At 71.6% G+C, this 16728-nt stretch carries 10 protein-coding genes; 4 read left to right on the forward strand and 6 right to left on the reverse strand.

Annotated elements, in window-relative coordinates:
• Positions 1–159: 159 nt before the first annotated feature.
• On the reverse strand, positions 160–783 hold the full coding sequence (locus ACFC02_RS08645) for a TetR/AcrR family transcriptional regulator (protein WP_376354090.1): 624 nt from the start codon (positions 781–783) through the stop codon (positions 160–162).
• A 182-nt stretch (positions 784–965) separates the two neighbouring features.
• Here ACFC02_RS08645 and ACFC02_RS08650 point away from each other — a divergent pair, with 182 nt between their 5' ends.
• Together ACFC02_RS08650 and ACFC02_RS08655 are read left to right on the forward strand one after the other, a co-directional pair.
• A complete protein-coding gene (locus tag ACFC02_RS08650) occupies positions 966–1880 on the forward strand; it encodes an ABC transporter permease (protein WP_360972555.1) in 915 nt (304 codons plus the stop codon).
• A complete protein-coding gene (locus tag ACFC02_RS08655) occupies positions 1873–2664 on the forward strand; it encodes an ABC transporter ATP-binding protein (protein WP_376354093.1) in 792 nt (263 codons plus the stop codon). Before ACFC02_RS08650 ends, ACFC02_RS08655 begins: the two co-directional genes overlap by 8 nt.
• A 16-nt stretch (positions 2665–2680) precedes the next feature.
• Here the strand turns inward: ACFC02_RS08655 and ACFC02_RS08660 are convergent, their stop codons facing one another.
• The 4 genes from ACFC02_RS08660 to ACFC02_RS08675 all read right to left on the reverse strand — a co-directional run bounded on the left by ACFC02_RS08660 (position 2681) and on the right by ACFC02_RS08675 (position 11589).
• Positions 2681–4195 (reverse strand): hypothetical protein, encoded by a 1515-nt coding sequence (locus tag ACFC02_RS08660; RefSeq protein WP_376354150.1) that lies wholly within the window; start codon positions 4193–4195, stop codon positions 2681–2683.
• 326 nt (positions 4196–4521) lie between these two features.
• Positions 4522–9456: an NAD-glutamate dehydrogenase gene (locus ACFC02_RS08665; RefSeq protein WP_376354096.1), complete on the reverse strand. Its 4935-nt coding sequence runs from the start codon at positions 9454–9456 to the stop codon at positions 4522–4524.
• A gap of 887 nt (positions 9457–10343) precedes the next feature.
• On the reverse strand, positions 10344–11018 hold the full coding sequence (locus ACFC02_RS08670; protein ID WP_376354098.1) for an HAD family hydrolase: 675 nt from the start codon (positions 11016–11018) through the stop codon (positions 10344–10346).
• Positions 11019–11058: 40 nt separating this feature from the next.
• Positions 11059–11589 carry a DUF6912 family protein gene (locus ACFC02_RS08675; protein ID WP_376354101.1) on the reverse strand — a complete coding sequence of 177 codons (531 nt, stop codon included), beginning with the start codon at positions 11587–11589 and terminating at the stop codon, positions 11059–11061.
• 380 nt (positions 11590–11969) lie between these two features.
• Between ACFC02_RS08675 and ACFC02_RS08680 the strand changes: the two genes are divergently transcribed.
• Positions 11970–12788, forward strand: coding sequence for an Rv3235 family protein (locus ACFC02_RS08680; RefSeq protein WP_376354103.1), 819 nt, complete (start codon positions 11970–11972; stop codon positions 12786–12788).
• A 194-nt stretch (positions 12789–12982) separates the two neighbouring features.
• Here the strand turns inward: ACFC02_RS08680 and secA are convergent, their stop codons facing one another.
• On the reverse strand, positions 12983–15799 hold the full coding sequence (secA, locus tag ACFC02_RS08685) for a preprotein translocase subunit SecA (RefSeq protein WP_376354105.1): 2817 nt from the start codon (positions 15797–15799) through the stop codon (positions 12983–12985).
• Positions 15800–16075: 276 nt separating this feature from the next.
• Here secA and ACFC02_RS08690 point away from each other — a divergent pair, with 276 nt between their 5' ends.
• Positions 16076–16654 (forward strand): GNAT family N-acetyltransferase, encoded by a 579-nt coding sequence (locus ACFC02_RS08690; RefSeq protein WP_376354108.1) that lies wholly within the window; start codon positions 16076–16078, stop codon positions 16652–16654.
• Positions 16655–16728 lie beyond the last annotated feature (74 nt).

Genomic DNA, 16728 nt, shown 5'->3' on the forward strand with positions numbered 1-16728 from the left:
GCGCCCCGTGGGCGCACAACCCGGGCGCGAGGCGCTTCCCGGGCACGCCGGGCACGCCTTGGCCCGTGAACCGACGGGGCGCCCGGGCACGCCTTGAGCGGCGCGCCCCGGCGCCGCGCGCGCCCCGCGCCGGATCGGGGGCGCTCGCCGGCCTCGCTGTCACAGCGCCTTGAGCGCCTCCGCCGTGCCGCGTGCCAGAGCGCCCAGGTAGCCCTTGGGGAGCTTGGGACTGCGGATGACGACCGCGCGCCAGTACAGGGGACCGGAGATCAGGTCGAGGGCCAGGTCGCGGTCGAGGCCGGGGCTGATCTCGCCGCGTTCCCCCGCCGCCGCGAGGATGCTGCTGGCGACACCCTCCTGGCCGTCGCGCAGGGCCTTCTGCACGGCCTCGGCGAGATCGGGGTTGCGCGCCGCCTCGGCCTGGAGGTCGGGCAGGATCTGCGAGGCCACGGGGTGGCGCAGGGCGCGGGAGGTCACCTCGTACAGCAGGCGCAGGTCCGTCTCCAGGGAACCGGTGTCCGGCGCGGGCAGGCCCTGCACGGCGAGCGCGGAGACGACGTCGAGCACCAGGTGCAGCTTGGAGCGCCAGCGCCGGTACACCGCGGTCTTGCCGACGCCCGCGCGCCGCGCGATGCCCTCGATGGACATGCGCGCGTAGCCGACGGCCGCCAGCTCCCCGAAGACGGCGGCCCGGATCGCCTCCGTCACGTCCTCCCGCAGCACGGCCGCCCCGGCGGGGGCGCGGCGCGGACGCGTCTGGGGTTCGCCGGCGTTCGTCGTCATGCGCTCCAGCATAGGCCGTTACGACGAAACGGTTGCGTTGCGACGTCACTTGGGCCTACGCTCACGTTGCGACGATACGGTCCCGTTCCGGCGTAAGAGAACGTGAAGAGAACCGTAAGGAAACGGGCGGTGGACACGGAGCCGGCGCCCGCGCCCCCTTCCCCCGAGCGAAAGCAGCGGATGTGAGCCAGGTCCTCCACACACCGCCCCCCGCCCCGGCCCAGGCCGAGGACGACCTGGGGGCGCTCGCCGCCCGCCACGGCCTGTCCGTCAGCGGCGCCCGCCCCACCCTGCCCGCGTACGTGCGCGAGCTGTGGGCGCGCCGTCACTTCATCACGGCCTTCGCCACGGCCAAGCTCACCGCCCAGTACAGCCAGGCGAAGCTCGGCCAGGTCTGGCAGGTCGCCACACCGCTGCTGAACGCCGCGGTGTACTACTTCATCTTCGGCGTCCTGCTCGGCACCAGCCGGGGCGTCTCGGACTACATCCCGTTCCTGGTCACCGGCGTGTTCATCTGGACGTTCACGCAGAGTTCGATCATGGCGGGCACCCGGGCCATCTCCGGCAACCTGGGCCTCGTGCGGGCCCTGCACTTCCCGCGCGCCGCGCTGCCCATCTCCTTCGCGCTCCAGCAGCTCCAGCAGCTGCTGTTCTCGATGGCCGCCCTCGTGGTGATCCTGCTCTGCTTCGGCGTGCTGCCCGCCGCGTCCTGGGCGCTGGCCGTGCCGGTGCTGGTGCTCCAGTTCGTCTTCAACGCGGGCGTGTCGATGGTCGTGGCCCGGATGGGCGCGAAGACCCCGGACATCGCCCAGCTCATGCCGTTCCTGCTGCGCACCTGGATGTACGTCTCCGGGGTCATGTGGAGCATCGACGCGACCCTCAAGCACAGCAGCGTCCCGCACTTCGTCAAGACGCTGCTGGAGATCAACCCGGCGGCCGTCTACATCGACCTGATGCGCTTCGCGCTCATCGACAGCTTCAAGGCCCACCAGCTCCCGCACCACGTGTGGGCGTACGCCGTGGGCTGGGCGCTGCTCGCCGGGGTCGGCGGCTTCGTCTACTTCTGGAAGGCCGAGGAGAGGTACGGACGTGGCTGAGCGCACCAGCGAGAAGATCCCCACCGTCGTCGCCGACGCGGTCGACATCGTCTACCGGGTGCACGGCACGGGCGCCGGCCGCGGCTCGGCGACCGCCGCGCTCAACCGCATCCTGCGCCCCGGCAAGGCCGAGAAGGCCGCGGGCGTACGCCGGGTGCACGCGGTGAAGAAGGTCTCGTTCGTCGCCTACAAGGGCGAGGCGATCGGCCTCATCGGCACCAACGGCTCCGGCAAGTCCACCCTGCTCAAGGCCATCGCGGGCCTGCTGCCGGTGGAGAACGGCAAGATCTACACCGACGGCCAGCCCTCCCTGCTCGGCGTCAACGCCGCCCTCATGAACGACCTCACCGGCGAGCGCAACGTCCACCTCGGCGGCCTGGCCATGGGCATGTCCCGGGAGCAGGTGAGGGAGCGCTACCAGGAGATCGTCGACTTCTCCGGCATCAACGAGAAGGGCGACTTCATCACGCTGCCCATGCGGACGTACTCCTCCGGCATGGCGGCCCGGCTGCGGTTCTCCATCGCCGCCGCCAAGGACCACGACGTCCTCCTCATCGACGAGGCCCTGGCCACCGGCGACCGCAAGTTCCAGAAGCGCTCCGAGGAACGCATCCGCGAGCTGCGCAAGCAGGCCGGCACGGTCTTCCTGGTCAGCCACAACAACAACTCGATCCGCGACACCTGCGAGCGGGTGCTGTGGCTGGAACGCGGAGTGCTGCGCATGGACGGCCCCACCGACGAGGTCCTGAAGGCCTACGAGGCCTTCACCAGCGGCAAGTCCTGAGGTCCCGCGCCCGGGCTCACGGCACCACGGCGTACAGCACCTGCCCGCCCGGTCCGTGGGCCACGGGCCGCAGGCCGGGGTCCCGCAGGGGCTCCCGGCCGTCGACCACCCAGCGCACGCGGTACATCCGCAGGATGTCCCGGCGTGCGCCCCGCGGGGTGCTCCGCGCGAAGTAGCGCTGCACGGCGTGCTCCCGCCGTGCCTCGTCCGGCAGGAAGAACTCCGGGTAGCCGGGAACGACGGTGTAGGCGCCGTAGGCCGGGATCAGCTGGGACGGCACGTCCCGGGCCATGACCACGTCGCCGTACCTCACGTACGGCGTGATCCAGTGGTACCCGGCCCACGGCTCCGTGTAGTGCACGGCGAGCGCGCCCGGCAGCGCGGCCCGCCCCACGACGTACCCGAGCACCCCCGCCTGCGTCCACGCGCCCAGGGCCAGCGCACCCGCCAGCGCCCACGCCCACCCGGTGCGCACCGCCCGCCGGCCCCGGCCCAGCACCTCCAGCACCACGGCGAGCTGGGCCGGCACGAGCGCGGCGGGCAGCGCCCGGCCCCAGGAGTAGTGGCCGCTGACGAAACCCGCGGTGCACACCAGCGCGCCCAGCGCGAAGAAGAGTGCCAGCGGATCCCGGCGGTCGCGCCGCCACCGCACCACCAGCGCGGCCACACCGAGCAGCGCCAGCCAGTACCGGCCCGCGAAGTCCGTGTACAGCGCCCGGTGCACGCCCTCCAGGTCCCGCCCGGCCGAGAACAGCGCGAAGAAGTCGTAGTACGGCCACAGCCACAGCACCAGCAGCCCCAGCCCGGCCGAGGCGGCGATCCGGGGCCACTGGGCGCGCGGGGGCCGGGCGGCGATCACCGTGGCCAGCGCGCCCAGGGTGGCGACGATCCCCGTGAACTGGTGGCAGAGCAGGATCACCGCCCACAGCGCCCCGAGCCCGAGCCACACCTCCCACCCGGCCGGCGCGCGCAGGGCCCGGGTGAGCCACGCCCAGTGGTGGAAGGCCAGACCGAGGGCGAACACGCTGGGGTAGGAGACGGTCAGTGCGAGGGAGTTGAGCGAGACGAAGCCGCTCCAGTTGATGAGTGCGGTGCCCCACAGCAGCACCAGGCTCAGGGCGGCCAGGGCGGGCGCGGCCGGGTGCGCGCTCAGCGTCCGCACGTACCGGCGCACGCCCGTGGCCAGCAGCGCCAGCCCGGCGCACGCGGCCAGGCGCAGCACGACGAAGACGGACCAGCCGCTCCACCGGGCGACGCAGCCCAGCAGCAGCATCCACGGCGAGTAGTACGGGCTCGGGGTGTCCGTGTCGACGAGCGGGTTGCCGGGGTGCAGCAGGCTGTGGCGCAGGCGTTCGACGGTGGCCGCGTGCATGCCGAGGTCACCGGCCCACGGCAGCCGGACGATCACCAGCAGCAGCAGGACGACGAGGAGCGCGGCGGCCGTCCGGGGAGCGGCGGAACGTTTCACGAAGACCGGCGGCCGCGGCGCCGCCCTCCCGGCGGGACGCGCCTCGGGCGGCGCGGCGCGCATCATCGCGCTGAAATTCCCGACGGCAGGCCCTTCACCGTATTTCCGCGGCCCGCACCGCGCATTCCGAATGCGGGCCGTCCGGCGCGGAACAGGCCGCTTTCCCTGGGGGCGGCCGTGACACGTACGAGCGCGGATGCGGGAGCGGGCGCGGCCGGACGGTCCCCGGCGAGGTGCACAGTCACGCGCGCCACTTTATCCGAATGATCTCGAATAACAGGAAAAGGTAAATTTACCGTGCGTCGTTTCCTAAACATCGACAAGAAATGAGGAGGAGGGCGCCCCGGGCCTTTGGCGGCCCGGAACGCCCTCCTTCACTGCGCCGTGCGCTACGAGTGCGTGCGCAGCAGCGTCCGCATCGTCCGCATGGCCACCGACAGGTTGGCCAGGTCGAACGCGTCCGAACCGCGGATCTCCTCCAGCGTGGTGCGGGCCCGGGAGAGGATCGCCGCGTTCTTCTGGTCCCACACCTCGAAACGCTGCTCAGGCGTGGAGGTGCCGTTGCCCACGGCGAGGACGTCCGCGGTCAGGGCCGCGTGCGCCGCGTACAGGTCCTCGCGGATCGCCGCGCGCGCCATGGACTGCCAGCGGTCGGCGCGCGGCAGCTCGATGATGCGGTCCATCAGCTGGGTGATGGCGAGGCGGTCGGCCAGGTCGTAGTACACCTCGGCGACGTCCATCGGGTCCTTGCCCATGCGGTCGGCCACCGAGACGATGTCGAGCGCCGGGAAGGCCGAGGAGAACCCGGCCACGCGCGTGGCCAGTTCGTCCGGGACACCGGCCTCGGACAGCTCGTCGTAGACCTGCTGGTACCACTCCAGGTCCGCGCCCTTGAGCAGCTTGGGCAGCTGGGCCCACACCTGCTCGACCCGCTCGGAGAAGAACTCCACCGTCTCGCCGAGCTGGAGCGGCTGCGGCCGGTTGTTCAGCAGCCAGCGCGTGCCGCGCTCGACCAGGCGGCGCGAGTGCAGCCGGATCCGGGTCTGGACGTCGGCCTCGACCGTGTTGTCCAGCGCCTCCACCGCGTCCCACACCGGGGCCGAGCGGAAGATCGCGCGGGCCACGGTCTGTGCCCGGACGATCTCCTCCAGCGACGCCCCGGTCTCCTCCCGCAGCCGGTGCAGGTAGGTGGTGCCGCCGGTGTTGACCGTGTCGTTGACCAGGACGGTCGTGGTGATCTCGCGGTTCAGCGGGTGGTTGTCGATCTGCTCCCCGAACTGCCGGCGCAGCTGGGTCGGGAAGTAGGCGTGCAGCAGCCCGCGCAGGTACGGGTCGTCCGGCAGCGAGGTGTGCAGCAGCTCCTCGGCGACCGTGATCTTCGTGTACGCCAGCAGGACGGCCGTCTCGGGCCCGGTCAGGCCGTGTCCCGCGTTGAGCCGCTCCCGGATCTGGCGGTCGGTGGGCAGGAACTCCAGCGCCCGGTCCAGGTGCCCCTCGCGCACCAGGTGCTTCATGAAGCGCTGCTGGGCGTGGACCATGTCCTTGGACTGGGCCAGGGCGTTGGCGATCGCCGTGTTCTGCGCGTAGTTGTTGCGCAGCACCAGCGCGCCGACCTCGTCCGTCATCTGGGCGAGCAGCTTGTTGCGCTGCTTGACGGTCATGTCGCCGTCCGTGACCAGCCCGTTGAGCAGGACCTTGATGTTGACCTCGTGGTCGGAGGTGTCCACACCCGCGCTGTTGTCGATGGCGTCGGTGTTGACCCGGCCGCCGGCCTGCGCGAACTCGATCCGGCCCAGCTGGGTGCAGCCCAGGTTGCCGCCCTCGCCGACGACGCGGACCCGCAGGTCCCGGCCGTCGACGCGGATGGCGTCGTTGGCCTTGTCGCCGACGTCGCCGTTCGACTCGGTGGACGCCTTGACGTACGTGCCGATGCCGCCGTTCCACAGCAGGTCCACCGGGGCCTGGAGGATGGCCCGCATCAGGTCGGCCGGGGTCAGCTTGGTGACACCGGACTCGATGCCCAGGGCCTCGCGGACGTGCGCGTTGACCGGGATGGACTTCAGGTTGCGCGGGAAGATCCCACCGCCCGCCGACAGCAGCTCGGTGTCGTAGTCGGCCCAGCTGGAGCGCGGCAGGTCGAACAGGCGGCGCCGCTCGGCGTAGCCGGTGGCCGCGTCCGGGTTCGGGTCGATGAAGATGTGCCGGTGGTCGAAGGCGGCGACCAGCCGGATGTGCTCGCTGAGCAGCATGCCGTTGCCGAACACGTCGCCGGACATGTCGCCGATGCCGACGACCGTGAAGTCCTGCGACTGGGTGTCGACGTCCAGCTCGCGGAAGTGCCGCTTGACCGACTCCCAGGCGCCGCGGGCGGTGATGCCCATGCCCTTGTGGTCGTAGCCCGCGGAGCCGCCGGAGGCGAACGCGTCGCCGAGCCAGAAGTCGTACGACTCGGCGACCTCGTTGGCGATGTCCGAGAACGTCGCCGTGCCCTTGTCGGCGGCGACCACGAGGTAGGTGTCGTCGCCGTCGTGGCGCACCACGTCCCGCGGCGGCACGACCTCGCCCGCGACCATGTTGTCGGTGATGTCGAGCAGCGCCGAGATGAACGTCTTGTAGCTGGCGATGCCCTCGGCCAGCCAGGCGTCCCGGTCCACGCCCGGGTCGGGCAGCTGCTTGGCGACGAAGCCGCCCTTGGCGCCGACCGGCACGATGACCGTGTTCTTCACCATCTGGGCCTTGACCAGGCCCAGGATCTCGGTGCGGAAGTCCTCACGCCGGTCGGACCAGCGCAGGCCGCCCCGGGCGACCTTGCCGAAGCGCAGGTGCACGCCTTCCACACGCGGCGAGTACACCCAGATCTCGTACGCCGGGCGCGGCGCCGGCAGGTCGGGGATGGCCTGCGGGTCGAACTTCATGGAGACGTAGTCGTGCGGCTGGCCGGCCGCGGCCTCCTGGAAGAAGTTGGTGCGCAGGGTCGCCTTGACGACCGTGAGGAAGGAGCGCAGGATCCGGTCCTCGTCCAGCGAGGCCACCTGGTCCAGGGCCGCGTCCACCTCTTCGAGCAGGGCGTCGACCAGCTCGTGGCCGGCGCGCTGGCGCTCGGGCGCCATCCGCGCCTCGAACAGGGAGACGAGCAGGCGCGTGGTGTGGACGTTGTTTCGGAGGGTGTCCTCCATGTAGTCCTGGCTGAAGGTGGAGCCCGCCTGGCGCAGGTACTTGGCGTAGGCGCGCAGCACCATGGCCTGGCGCCAGCCCAGCCCGGCGCTCAGCACCAGCGCGTTGAACCCGTCGTTCTCGGCCTTGCCGGTCCAGGCGGCGGCGAAGGCGTCCTGGAACCGCTCACGGGCGTCGTCGGCGAGGTAGTCACCGCCGCCGGTGACCGCCTTGGGCATGCGCAGGCCGAAGTCGTAGATCCACGCCGTCGTACGGTCCGCGCAGCGCAGCTCGTAGGGCCGCTCGTCGGTGACCTCCACGCCGAGCCGGCTGAGCACCGGCAGCACCTGCGAGAGGGAGACCGAGCCGCCCTTCTGGTAGATCTTGAAACGGCGCTCCTCGGGGGCGGCGCCCACCGGCTCGTACAGGCTGAGCGCGAACTTCTTGTCCTCGTCGAGCTGCTCCAGGTTGACCAGGTCGGCGACCGCGGCGCGCGGGGTGTGGTCGGCCTTGTAGCCCTCGGGGAACGCGGCGGCGTAGTGGCGCAGCAGCTCGGCGGCGCGCTCCTCGCCCAGTTCGGCGGTGAGCGCCTCGGAGAAGGCGTCGGCCCAGGAACGGGCGGCCTCCACCAGGCGGGCCTCGATGCGCTCCTTGTCGGCGTCGGACAGCTCGGGCAGCTCGGTGCCCTGCGGGACGCGGACGACGAAGTGCAGCCGGGAGAGGATCGATTCGGTGTTCCAGGCCGTGAAGTCGACGCTGGTGCCGCCCAGCTCCTCCTTCAGGATGTCGATGATCCGCAGGCGCACACCCGTGGTGTAGCGGTCGCGCGGCAGGTAGACGAGCGCCGAGTAGTAGCGGCCGTACTCGTCCTGGCGCAGGTACAGGCGCAGCCGGCGGCGCTCCTGGAGGTACAGCACCGAGGTGGCGATCGCCTGCAGCTCGGCGGCCGGGGTCTGGAACAGCTCGTCGCGCGGGTAGGTCTCCAGGATCTGGAGCAGGTCGCGCCCGTCGTGGCTGTTGGGCGAGAACCCGGCGAGGGCCAGCACCTCCTCGACCTTGCGGCGCACGACCGGGACCCGGCGCACCGACTCGGTGTACGCGGCGGACGAGAACAGGCCGAGGAAGCGGCGCTCGCCGACCACCTCGCCCTTGTCGTTGAACTTCTTGACGCCGATGTAGTCCAGGTACGACGGCCGGTGCACGGTGGCCCGGCTGTTCGCCTTGGTCAGCACGAGCAGCTTGTGCTCGCGGGCCTTGGCGCGGGCGTCGGCGGGCAGCCGCTCGAAGGACGGGCTGACCGGGTGGGCGTCCTCGCCGGCGTGCTGCGGGTCCGATCGCAGTATGCCGAGACCGGTACCGGGGACGGCCGCCAGCGTGTCGTCGTCCCGCAGCTGGTACTCGCGGTAGCCGAGGAAGGTGAAGTGGTCGGAGGAGAGCCAGCGCAGCAGCTCGCGCGCCTCCTCGACCTGCGGCCCGGGCAGGTCGGCGGGGACCGGCTCGCCGGGCAGGCTCTCGGCGATGCGGGAAGCCGCGTCGCGCATCTTCTCCCAGTCCTCGACGGCCTCACGGACGTCGGAGAGCACGCGCAGCAGGTCGGCGGTGATCTGCTTGAGGTCGGACCGGTCGGTCTCGCGGTCGACCTCGACGTGGATCCAGGACTCGACGTGCGCGTCGTGCGGCAGCGCCGCACCGGCGGGCGCGGCGGGCAGCACTTCCAGGAGCTTGCCGGTCAGGTCGCGGCGGACGACGAACTGCGGGTGGACCACGACGTGGATGCCGCGCCCCTGCCGGGTCAGCTCGTTGGTGACCGAGTCCACGAGGAAGGGCATGTCGTCGGTGACGACCTCGACGACGGAGTGGCTGCAGGTCCAGCCGTTCTCCTCGACGGTCGGGGTGTGCACCCGTACGTTGGCCGTGCCCTGCGGGCGGTTCTCGGCCAGCCGGTAGTGCGAGAAGGCGGCTCCGAAGACGTCGACCGGGTCACGGTCGGCAAGGTCCTCCGGGGCGGTGTGCAGGTAGTAGCGCTGGAGGAAGGCGAGTACGGAGTCCCGGTCCGGGGTTCCCTCGCCCGCCATTCCGGCGGGGAGGTGCCCCCCGGCCGGACTGTTCTCAGCTACCCGAACGGCCCTTTCGAGCAACTCGGCCTTGGCTTCGTCCAGCTTGGTCTGCATTGTCCTCTGGCTCCTGTCGCGCGCCGTTGCGTGACGTTGAAGGAAGTACGGTCTCCGCCCTTTCGGCGTGACGTCCCGGTCCGGGGTGTCCGGCCCTTACCGACGCTATGCCGTGAGGTGAGAGGAGCGGGGGGATATCGGCCATCTTCGACGCATCCGAGGGGTGTGACACTGCTCTCGGTGGCGCCGCCGGGAACCGGCCCGGCATCCAGGAGGACCTGGGGGTCGCGGCGACCCCGTCCCGCCCGCGAGGACCAGCGACCGCCGCCCGGTCACGGATGTGGTCCGTGCACACCGGGCGCAGAGCGGAGGCGAGAGCGCCCCCGCGAACTATCGCGCTGATCACGCCACCAGGCTATCGCTCTTCACGGGTGCCCCGTCATGAGCCGTATGTGTACAAAACCGGGGGTGGAACTTTGACGTTCTGCACAGGGGCACGGAGGCCTGTCGGCTGTCACGCGACCGTGGCGAGGCCGCGAGGCGTGCAGCGGCTGCCACGGAGGCCGGGGCGAGGCCGCGCGGGCGGTCCGGCCGCCACCGCACGGCGACGGCGAGGCTGCCAGGGGGTGCTGGCGACTGTCACGGAGGTCGGGGCGAGGCCTGGGTCGTCCGGCCGCCACCGCACGGCGGCAGTGAGGCTGCCAAGGGGGCGCCGGCGACTGTCACGCGCCGAGGGCGACGTCCTGGGCTGCCCGGTGGCTGCCACGCGACACGGGCAAGGTCCCGGGTTGTCCGGCGGTTGCCACGCGACACGGGCGAGGTCCGGGGCGGCCGGCAGCTGCACCCGGCAACGGGGACGGCGTCACGGCTGTCCCACGACCCTGCGGGCCGGCCTGCCCTGCCGCGTCACGCGGCCCGGCGCCGCCAAGAGCCCGCCGGCGACCGCGTCACGCCGCCGTGGCGAGGCGCTGCGCCTCGGTGACCGCGTCCCGGAGCGTGTCCACCACCGGAGCGCCGGCCCCCTCCAGACTGGCCCGGCTGTGCGACCCCCCGGCGTACAGCACCGCACGCGCCCCCGCGTGCCGCGCGGCCAGCGCGTCGTCGGCCGCGTCGCCTATCACCACCGTGCGCGCGGGGTCGACTGTCTCGGCCAGGGCGCCCAGGTGCCGCACCATGTGCTCGGCCTTGCTGCCACCGGAGGGCCCCCTGCGCCCGTCGACGCGCAGGAAGTGCGTCTCTATCCCGAACCCCCGCACCAGCGGGACCAGCTCCTCGTGGCCGTACATGCTGAGGATCGACTGGCTGTGCCCGGCCGACGTCCATCCCGTCAGCAGTTCCACCGCACCCTCGGTGAGCCCGCAGCGACTCCGGTGCACGCTGTAGTGCCGGTGGAAGGCGTCGTCCATCAGCCGCCACTCGGCGTCCGTGGGCAGCCGCCCCATCAGCCGCTCGTAGAACTTCGGCACCGGTACGCAGTACAGCGCGCGGTACCGCTCCAGCGTGATCGGCTCCATGCCGAGTTCGGCGAAGGCCGCGTTCGTCGCGCCGATGATCGCGTCGTTGTCGTGGAACAGCGTGCCGTTCCAGTCCCAGACGATGTGCGCACCTGACTGCATCCCCATACCGGAGAACCTACCCGCCGCCACTGACAACCGGACCGGGTCAGGAGCCGCCGTCGCCCGGCCCGACCAGGTTCGGGATCTCCTGCGTGGCGAACCACAGCAGCTCGTGGTCCTCAGCACCGTCGACGACGAACTGCGCGTCGTCGTCGCCGGTGTCCGCCGCCCCCAGGGCCTGCGCCGCCGCCGTCACGTCCGCCTCCGCGTCGTCCGCGTCGATGTGCACCGCCGCCGCCTCGGCCAGCGGGACGGCCCCGTTCACCCGGACCTCACCGAGCGCGGCGGGGTCCAGGCCCCGGTCCGGGTCGCCGCTCACCGCGCCGTCGGGGACGTCCACGGCCACCACGGTCCGGCGGCGCGGTGCGCCCGGGTCCATGGCCAGCAGCCGCAGCGAGGCCAGGGCGGCCCGGTTGAGCGCGGCGTACTCCAGTTCCTCCAGGTCGTCGGAGAGGTACCACTCGCGCAGCGCGGGTGTGACGGCGTAGGCGACGAGCGGCTGTGCCGGTGCCCCCAGCTCCCCCGCCGCGTAGGCCTCGGCGAGCCCGGGGAGGGTCAGGGGGACGTAGACGCGCATGGCTGGCCGCTTTCGTGGTCGGGAGGGCTCCGCGGGGCGCCGGGAGACCCTGGAGAGACCACCCGGACGGCCTTCAGGATACGTGCGGGGGTCCCCTTTCGTGTCCCCGGCCGCGCCTGCCCACGCGTCCACCGCACGCCCCGCGGTTCACCCGGTGCACCCCTGTTGCGCCCCGGAATTCCAGGGGCGCGACCTTCCCGTGCCACCCGGATAGGTGAATCCCGTCGGCCACCGACCCGGACGGGACCTTCCTTGCCTCCGCCGAACCGCGTCCCGTACAAGATCCCCAGCAGGAAGTTACTGCTCGGTACAGCGGGCCCGCACGACCGGCGGCCCGCACGTCCACGGCGCATGCCAGACCACACCGAGAACGGGGACGCATGAACAAGGTCATGACCAGGGCGCAGCGCCGCCCCGGCACCCGCCCGCCCGGCCGCCGCGACGCCCGCCGCCCCGGCGGCGCCCCGCCGCGCACCCCGGGCGGGAGCCCGGCACGTACCGCGAACGACGGCCGCCCGCCGGGCTCCCCCCGGGGCACCGGGCCCGCCCGCACCGGCCCCGCGGACAACCGCCCGCCCACCGCGCCCGGCCACCCCCGCACGACGGCCTCCGTCCCGCACGGCACCGCAGAACTGGGCGGCATCGGGGGCCGGGGCGGCATCGAGGGCCAGGGTGGCGTCCAGCGCCGGAGCGGCAGCATCGACGGCCAGGGGGGCATCCAGAGCCGGAGTGGCATCGAGGGTCCGGGCGCCGCTCAGCGCACCGCCGCGGCCGTCGCCACCGCCCCAGCCGTCGCCACCGCCCCAGCCGTCGCCGCCACTCCCGCAACCGCTTCCGTCGCCCCTCCGGCCACCACCGACCCAGCCACCACCGACCTCTTCGCCGACCGGCTCCTCGCCGTGCTGAGCGGCCAGCGGCCCGTCCACTGGATGCTCCGGCACACCGCGGGCCAGGCCTACGACGAACTGGTCCGCCTCGCCGAACGAGGCCCCCTGCGGGCCCGCGGCGCCCGGCCCGTGGTCCGCGACATCGGCTACTACGAGCCCCACCCCGGCGCCCTGGAGGTCTTCGCCCGCATCGGCGCCGGCCGCCAACTGCGTGCCATGGCCTTCCGCCTCGAACGGGGCCGGGACCGGCGCTGGCGCTGCACCGCGGTGGAACTGGGCCTCCCCCGCGGCTCCGGCCTCAGGCAGGAGTGAGAGAGCCCGGTCTCGGGCCACCCAGCGGCCTGCCCGGCCCCTCCGCGCACAGGACCGGCCCAGGGGCCGCCCTGCCCCTCGCCAGGGGCCTCGACGGAGCCCCTGGGCGGGACTCCTGGGCGGGGCATGCCGAAGGGCCGGGCACCAGTCGGCGCCCGGCCCTTCGTTCGGCTCCGGCTCACGCGGAGCCGGTGTCACTTCTTGCGGCGGCGGCCGCCCTTCGCCTGCTTGCGGCGCTCCGCGCGCGTGAGGCCGTCGGACTCGGACCGCACCGGCTCGTCGTCGCTGGCGAACTCGCCCTCGACGACACCGCCCTCCCCGTCCACGGTCGGCGCCGAGAAGTGCAGGTCACGCCGCTGCGGCGCGTCCAGGCCCTTCGCGCGGATCTCCGGACGCGCACCCGCCTGCGCGGGCACCGCGTCCTGCGGCGCCTTCTCCAGGGACGGCGCCTCTTCCTCGACGGGGACCTCCTCGACCTGCTGCTCGACCTGGACCTCCAGGTTGAACAGGTAGCCGACGGACTCCTCCTTGATGCCGTCCATCATCGCGGAGAACATGTCGAAGCCCTCGCGCTGGTACTCGACCAGCGGGTCCTTCTGCGCCATCGCGCGCAGGCCGATGCCCTCCTGGAGGTAGTCCATCTCGTAGAGGTGCTCGCGCCACTTGCGGTCGAGCACGGAGAGGACCACCCGGCGCTCCAGCTCACGCATGATCTCGGAGCCGAGCTGCGTCTCACGCGCCTCGTACTGCTCGCGGATGTCGTCCTTGATGGAGTCGCCGATGAACTCGGCCGTCAGACCCGCGCGGTCCCCGGCCGCCTCCTCCAGCTCCTCGACGGTGACCTTCACCGGGTAGAGCTGCTTGAAGGCGCCCCACAGCCGGTCGAGGTCCCAGTCCTCCGGGAAGCCTTCGGCGGTCTCCGCCTGGACGTAGGCGTCGATGGTGTCGTCCATGAAGTGCTGCACCTGCTCGTGCAGGTCCTCGCCCTCCAGGACGCGGCGGCGCTCGCCGTAGATGACCTCGCGCTGGCGGTTGAGGACCTCGTCGTACTTCAGGACGTTCTTACGGGTCTCGAAGTTCTGCTGCTCGACCTGCGACTGGGCGGAGGCGATCGCGCGGGTGACCATCTTGTTCTCGATGGGCACGTCGTCCGGGACGTTGGCCATGGACATCACGCGCTCGACCATCTGGGCCTTGAACAGGCGCATCAGGTCGTCGCCCAGCGAGAGGTAGAAGCGGGACTCGCCCGGGTCGCCCTGACGGCCGCTGCGGCCGCGCAGCTGGTTGTCGATCCGGCGCGACTCGTGCCGCTCGGTGCCCAGCACGTAGAGGCCGCCGAGCTTCTCGACCTCGTCCTTCTCCGCCTTGACGGCCTGCTCGGCCTTCTCCAGGGCGGTGGGCAGGGCCGCCGCCCACTCCTCGATGTGCTCCTCGGGGTCGAGGCCGCGCTGGCGCAGCTCCGCCTCGGCGAGGTCCTCGGGGTTGCCGCCGAGCTTGATGTCCGTACCACGGCCGGCCATGTTCGTCGCGACCGTCACGGCGCCCTTGCGGCCGGCCTGGGCGACGATCGACGCCTCGCGCTCGTGGTGCTTGGCGTTGAGCACCTCGTGCTGGATGCCGCGCTTGCTGAGCTGCTGCGAGAGGTACTCGGACTTCTCGACCGAGGTGGTGCCGACCAGGATCGGCTGGCCCTTCTCGTGCTTCTCCGCGATGTCGTCGACGACCGCCTCGAACTTGGCGATCTCGGTGCGGTAGATCAGGTCCGACTGGTCCATGCGGACCATCGGCCTGTTGGTCGGGATCGGGACCACGCCGAGCTTGTAGATCTGGTGGAACTCGGCGGCCTCGGTCATCGCCGTACCGGTCATGCCGGAGAGCTTGTTGTAGAGGCGGAAGAAGTTCTGCAGGGTGATCGTGGCGAGCGTCTGGTTCTCGTCCTTGATGTCCACCCCTTCCTTCGCCTCGATCGCCTGGTGCATGCCCTCGTTGTAGCGGCGGCCGGCGAGGATACGGCCGGTGTGCTCGTCGACGATCATGACCTCGCCGTCGATGACGACGTAGTCCTTGTCCTTCTTGAACAGTTCCTTCGCCTTGATGGCGTTGTTCAGGTAACCGACGAGCGGGGTGTTCACCGACTCGTAGAGGTTGTCGATACCCAGCCAGTCCTCGACCTTGGAGACGCCGGCCTCGTGGATGGCGACCGTGCGCTTCTTCTCGTCGACGTCGTAGTCGCCGGTCTCCTCCAGACCCTTGAGCGGGTTGCCGGCCTCGCCCTTCTTCAGGCGGGTGACCAGCTTGGCGAAGTCGCCGTACCACTTGGTGGCCTGGTCGGCGGGACCGGAGATGATCAGCGGCGTACGGGCCTCGTCGACCAGGATGGAGTCGACCTCGTCGACGATGGCGAAGTTGTGGCCGCGCTGGACCAGTTCGTCCTTCGACCAGGCCATGTTGTCGCGCAGGTAGTCGAACCCGAACTCGTTGTTCGTGCCGTAGGTGATGTCGCAGCCGTACTGCTCGCGGCGCTGGGCCGGGGTCATGTTGGCGAGGATGCAGCCGACGTCCAGGCCCAGGAACTTGTGGACGCGGCCCATCATCTCGGAGTCGCGCTCGGCCAGGTAGTCGTTGACCGTGACGATGTGGACGCCGTCTCCGGAGAGCGCGTTGAGGTAGGCGGGCAGGGTGCCGACGAGCGTCTTGCCCTCACCGGTCTTCATCTCGGCGACGTACCCCATGTGCAGGGCGGCGCCACCCATCAGCTGCACGTCGTAGTGCCGCTGGCCCAGGACGCGCTTGGCCGCCTCGCGAACGGTGGCGAACGCCTCGGGCAGCAGGTCGTCCAGGCTCTCGCCATCGGCGTACCGCTGCTTGTACTCATCGGTGAGGGCCCGCAGCTCGGCGTCGGAGAGGTCGACGAAGTCCTCTTCGATGGAGTTGACCTGGCCCGCGATGCGGTGCAGCTTGCGCAGGATCTTGCCTTCGCCTGCACGCATGATCTTCGAGAGGACGGACACGGGGGTTGGTCTCCTTGCCGGTCGGGCCTGGGACGGTCGGGGTTCCATCTGACTTGACTGAGCAACGGCCATCGTATGCGAGGACCCCGCCCAGCCGGGAGTGCCTGCCGCGAGGGCACTCCTCGCACTGCGCTTCGCGTCGCCTTCAAAGGGGACAACGGACGGGGGGCGCGGATGGTGCCGCGTTCTCCCCGGGAATTGCGCGAATCGTGACCGCATGCTCACGCACGGGGAAACACCATGGCGTCGCGCGCGGTCTTTGAGCAGAATCGGCCGATGGAACCCGTGACGCTCACCACCGGCCGCCTCGTCCTGCGCACCCTCGGCCCGAAGGACACCGACGCCGTGTACGCCGCCGCGCAGGACCCCGACATCCAGCGCTGGACCACGATTCCCTCCCCGTATCTGTACGAGCACGCGCGCGGCTTCACCGAGCAGATGGTGCCCGACGGCTGGGCCGACGGCTCGATGTTCACCTTCGGGCTCTTCCTCCCCGAACCCCCGGACGACCTCGTGGGCGTGCTGGGGATCACCCGGCGCTCCCCGAGCGAGGCCGAGATCGGCTTCTGGGGCACCAAGGAGCACCGCGGCCACGGCTACGTCACCGAGGCGTCCCGTGCCGTGGCCCGCTGGGCCTTCACCCAGCTCGCCGTGGACCGGCTGGAGTGGCGGGCCGAGGTCGGCAACACGGCCTCCCGCGCGGTGGCCGAACGCGCGGGGTTCACCGTCGAGGGCACCCTCCGCTCGGCGCTCGACAACAAGGGCGTACGACGGGACTGCTGGGTGGGCTCCCTGCTCCCCTCGGACCTGGAACTGGCCTCGACGGCGCCCTATCTGCCCGCCCGGTCCTCCTAGTGCTGCGGCCGGAAAGGTTTGCCGGCCGGTGAACCTTTCCGGTCGCAGCCCACGGTGATGCGGTGGGCCTCGCT

This window comes from Streptomyces sp. NPDC056160 (assembly GCF_042268205.1).
Classification (GTDB): domain Bacteria; phylum Actinomycetota; class Actinomycetes; order Streptomycetales; family Streptomycetaceae; genus Streptomyces.

What these genes read in the sequence shown, in the direction of transcription:
- ACFC02_RS08645 (WP_376354090.1), bottom strand. Translation starts at nt 783, where the DNA reads ATGACGACGAACGCCGGCGAACCCCAGACGCGTCCGCGCCGCGCCCCC.
- ACFC02_RS08660 (WP_376354150.1), bottom strand. Translation starts at nt 4,195, where the DNA reads ATGCGCGCCGCGCCGCCCGAGGCGCGTCCCGCCGGGAGGGCGGCGCCG.
- ACFC02_RS08665 (WP_376354096.1), bottom strand. Translation starts at nt 9,456, where the DNA reads ATGCAGACCAAGCTGGACGAAGCCAAGGCCGAGTTGCTCGAAAGGGCC.
- ACFC02_RS08670 (WP_376354098.1), bottom strand. Translation starts at nt 11,018, where the DNA reads ATGGGGATGCAGTCAGGTGCGCACATCGTCTGGGACTGGAACGGCACG.
- ACFC02_RS08675 (WP_376354101.1), bottom strand. Translation starts at nt 11,589, where the DNA reads ATGCGCGTCTACGTCCCCCTGACCCTCCCCGGGCTCGCCGAGGCCTAC.
- ACFC02_RS08680 (WP_376354103.1), top strand. Translation starts at nt 11,970, where the DNA reads ATGAACAAGGTCATGACCAGGGCGCAGCGCCGCCCCGGCACCCGCCCG.
- ACFC02_RS08690 (WP_376354108.1), top strand. Translation starts at nt 16,076, where the DNA reads ATGGAACCCGTGACGCTCACCACCGGCCGCCTCGTCCTGCGCACCCTC.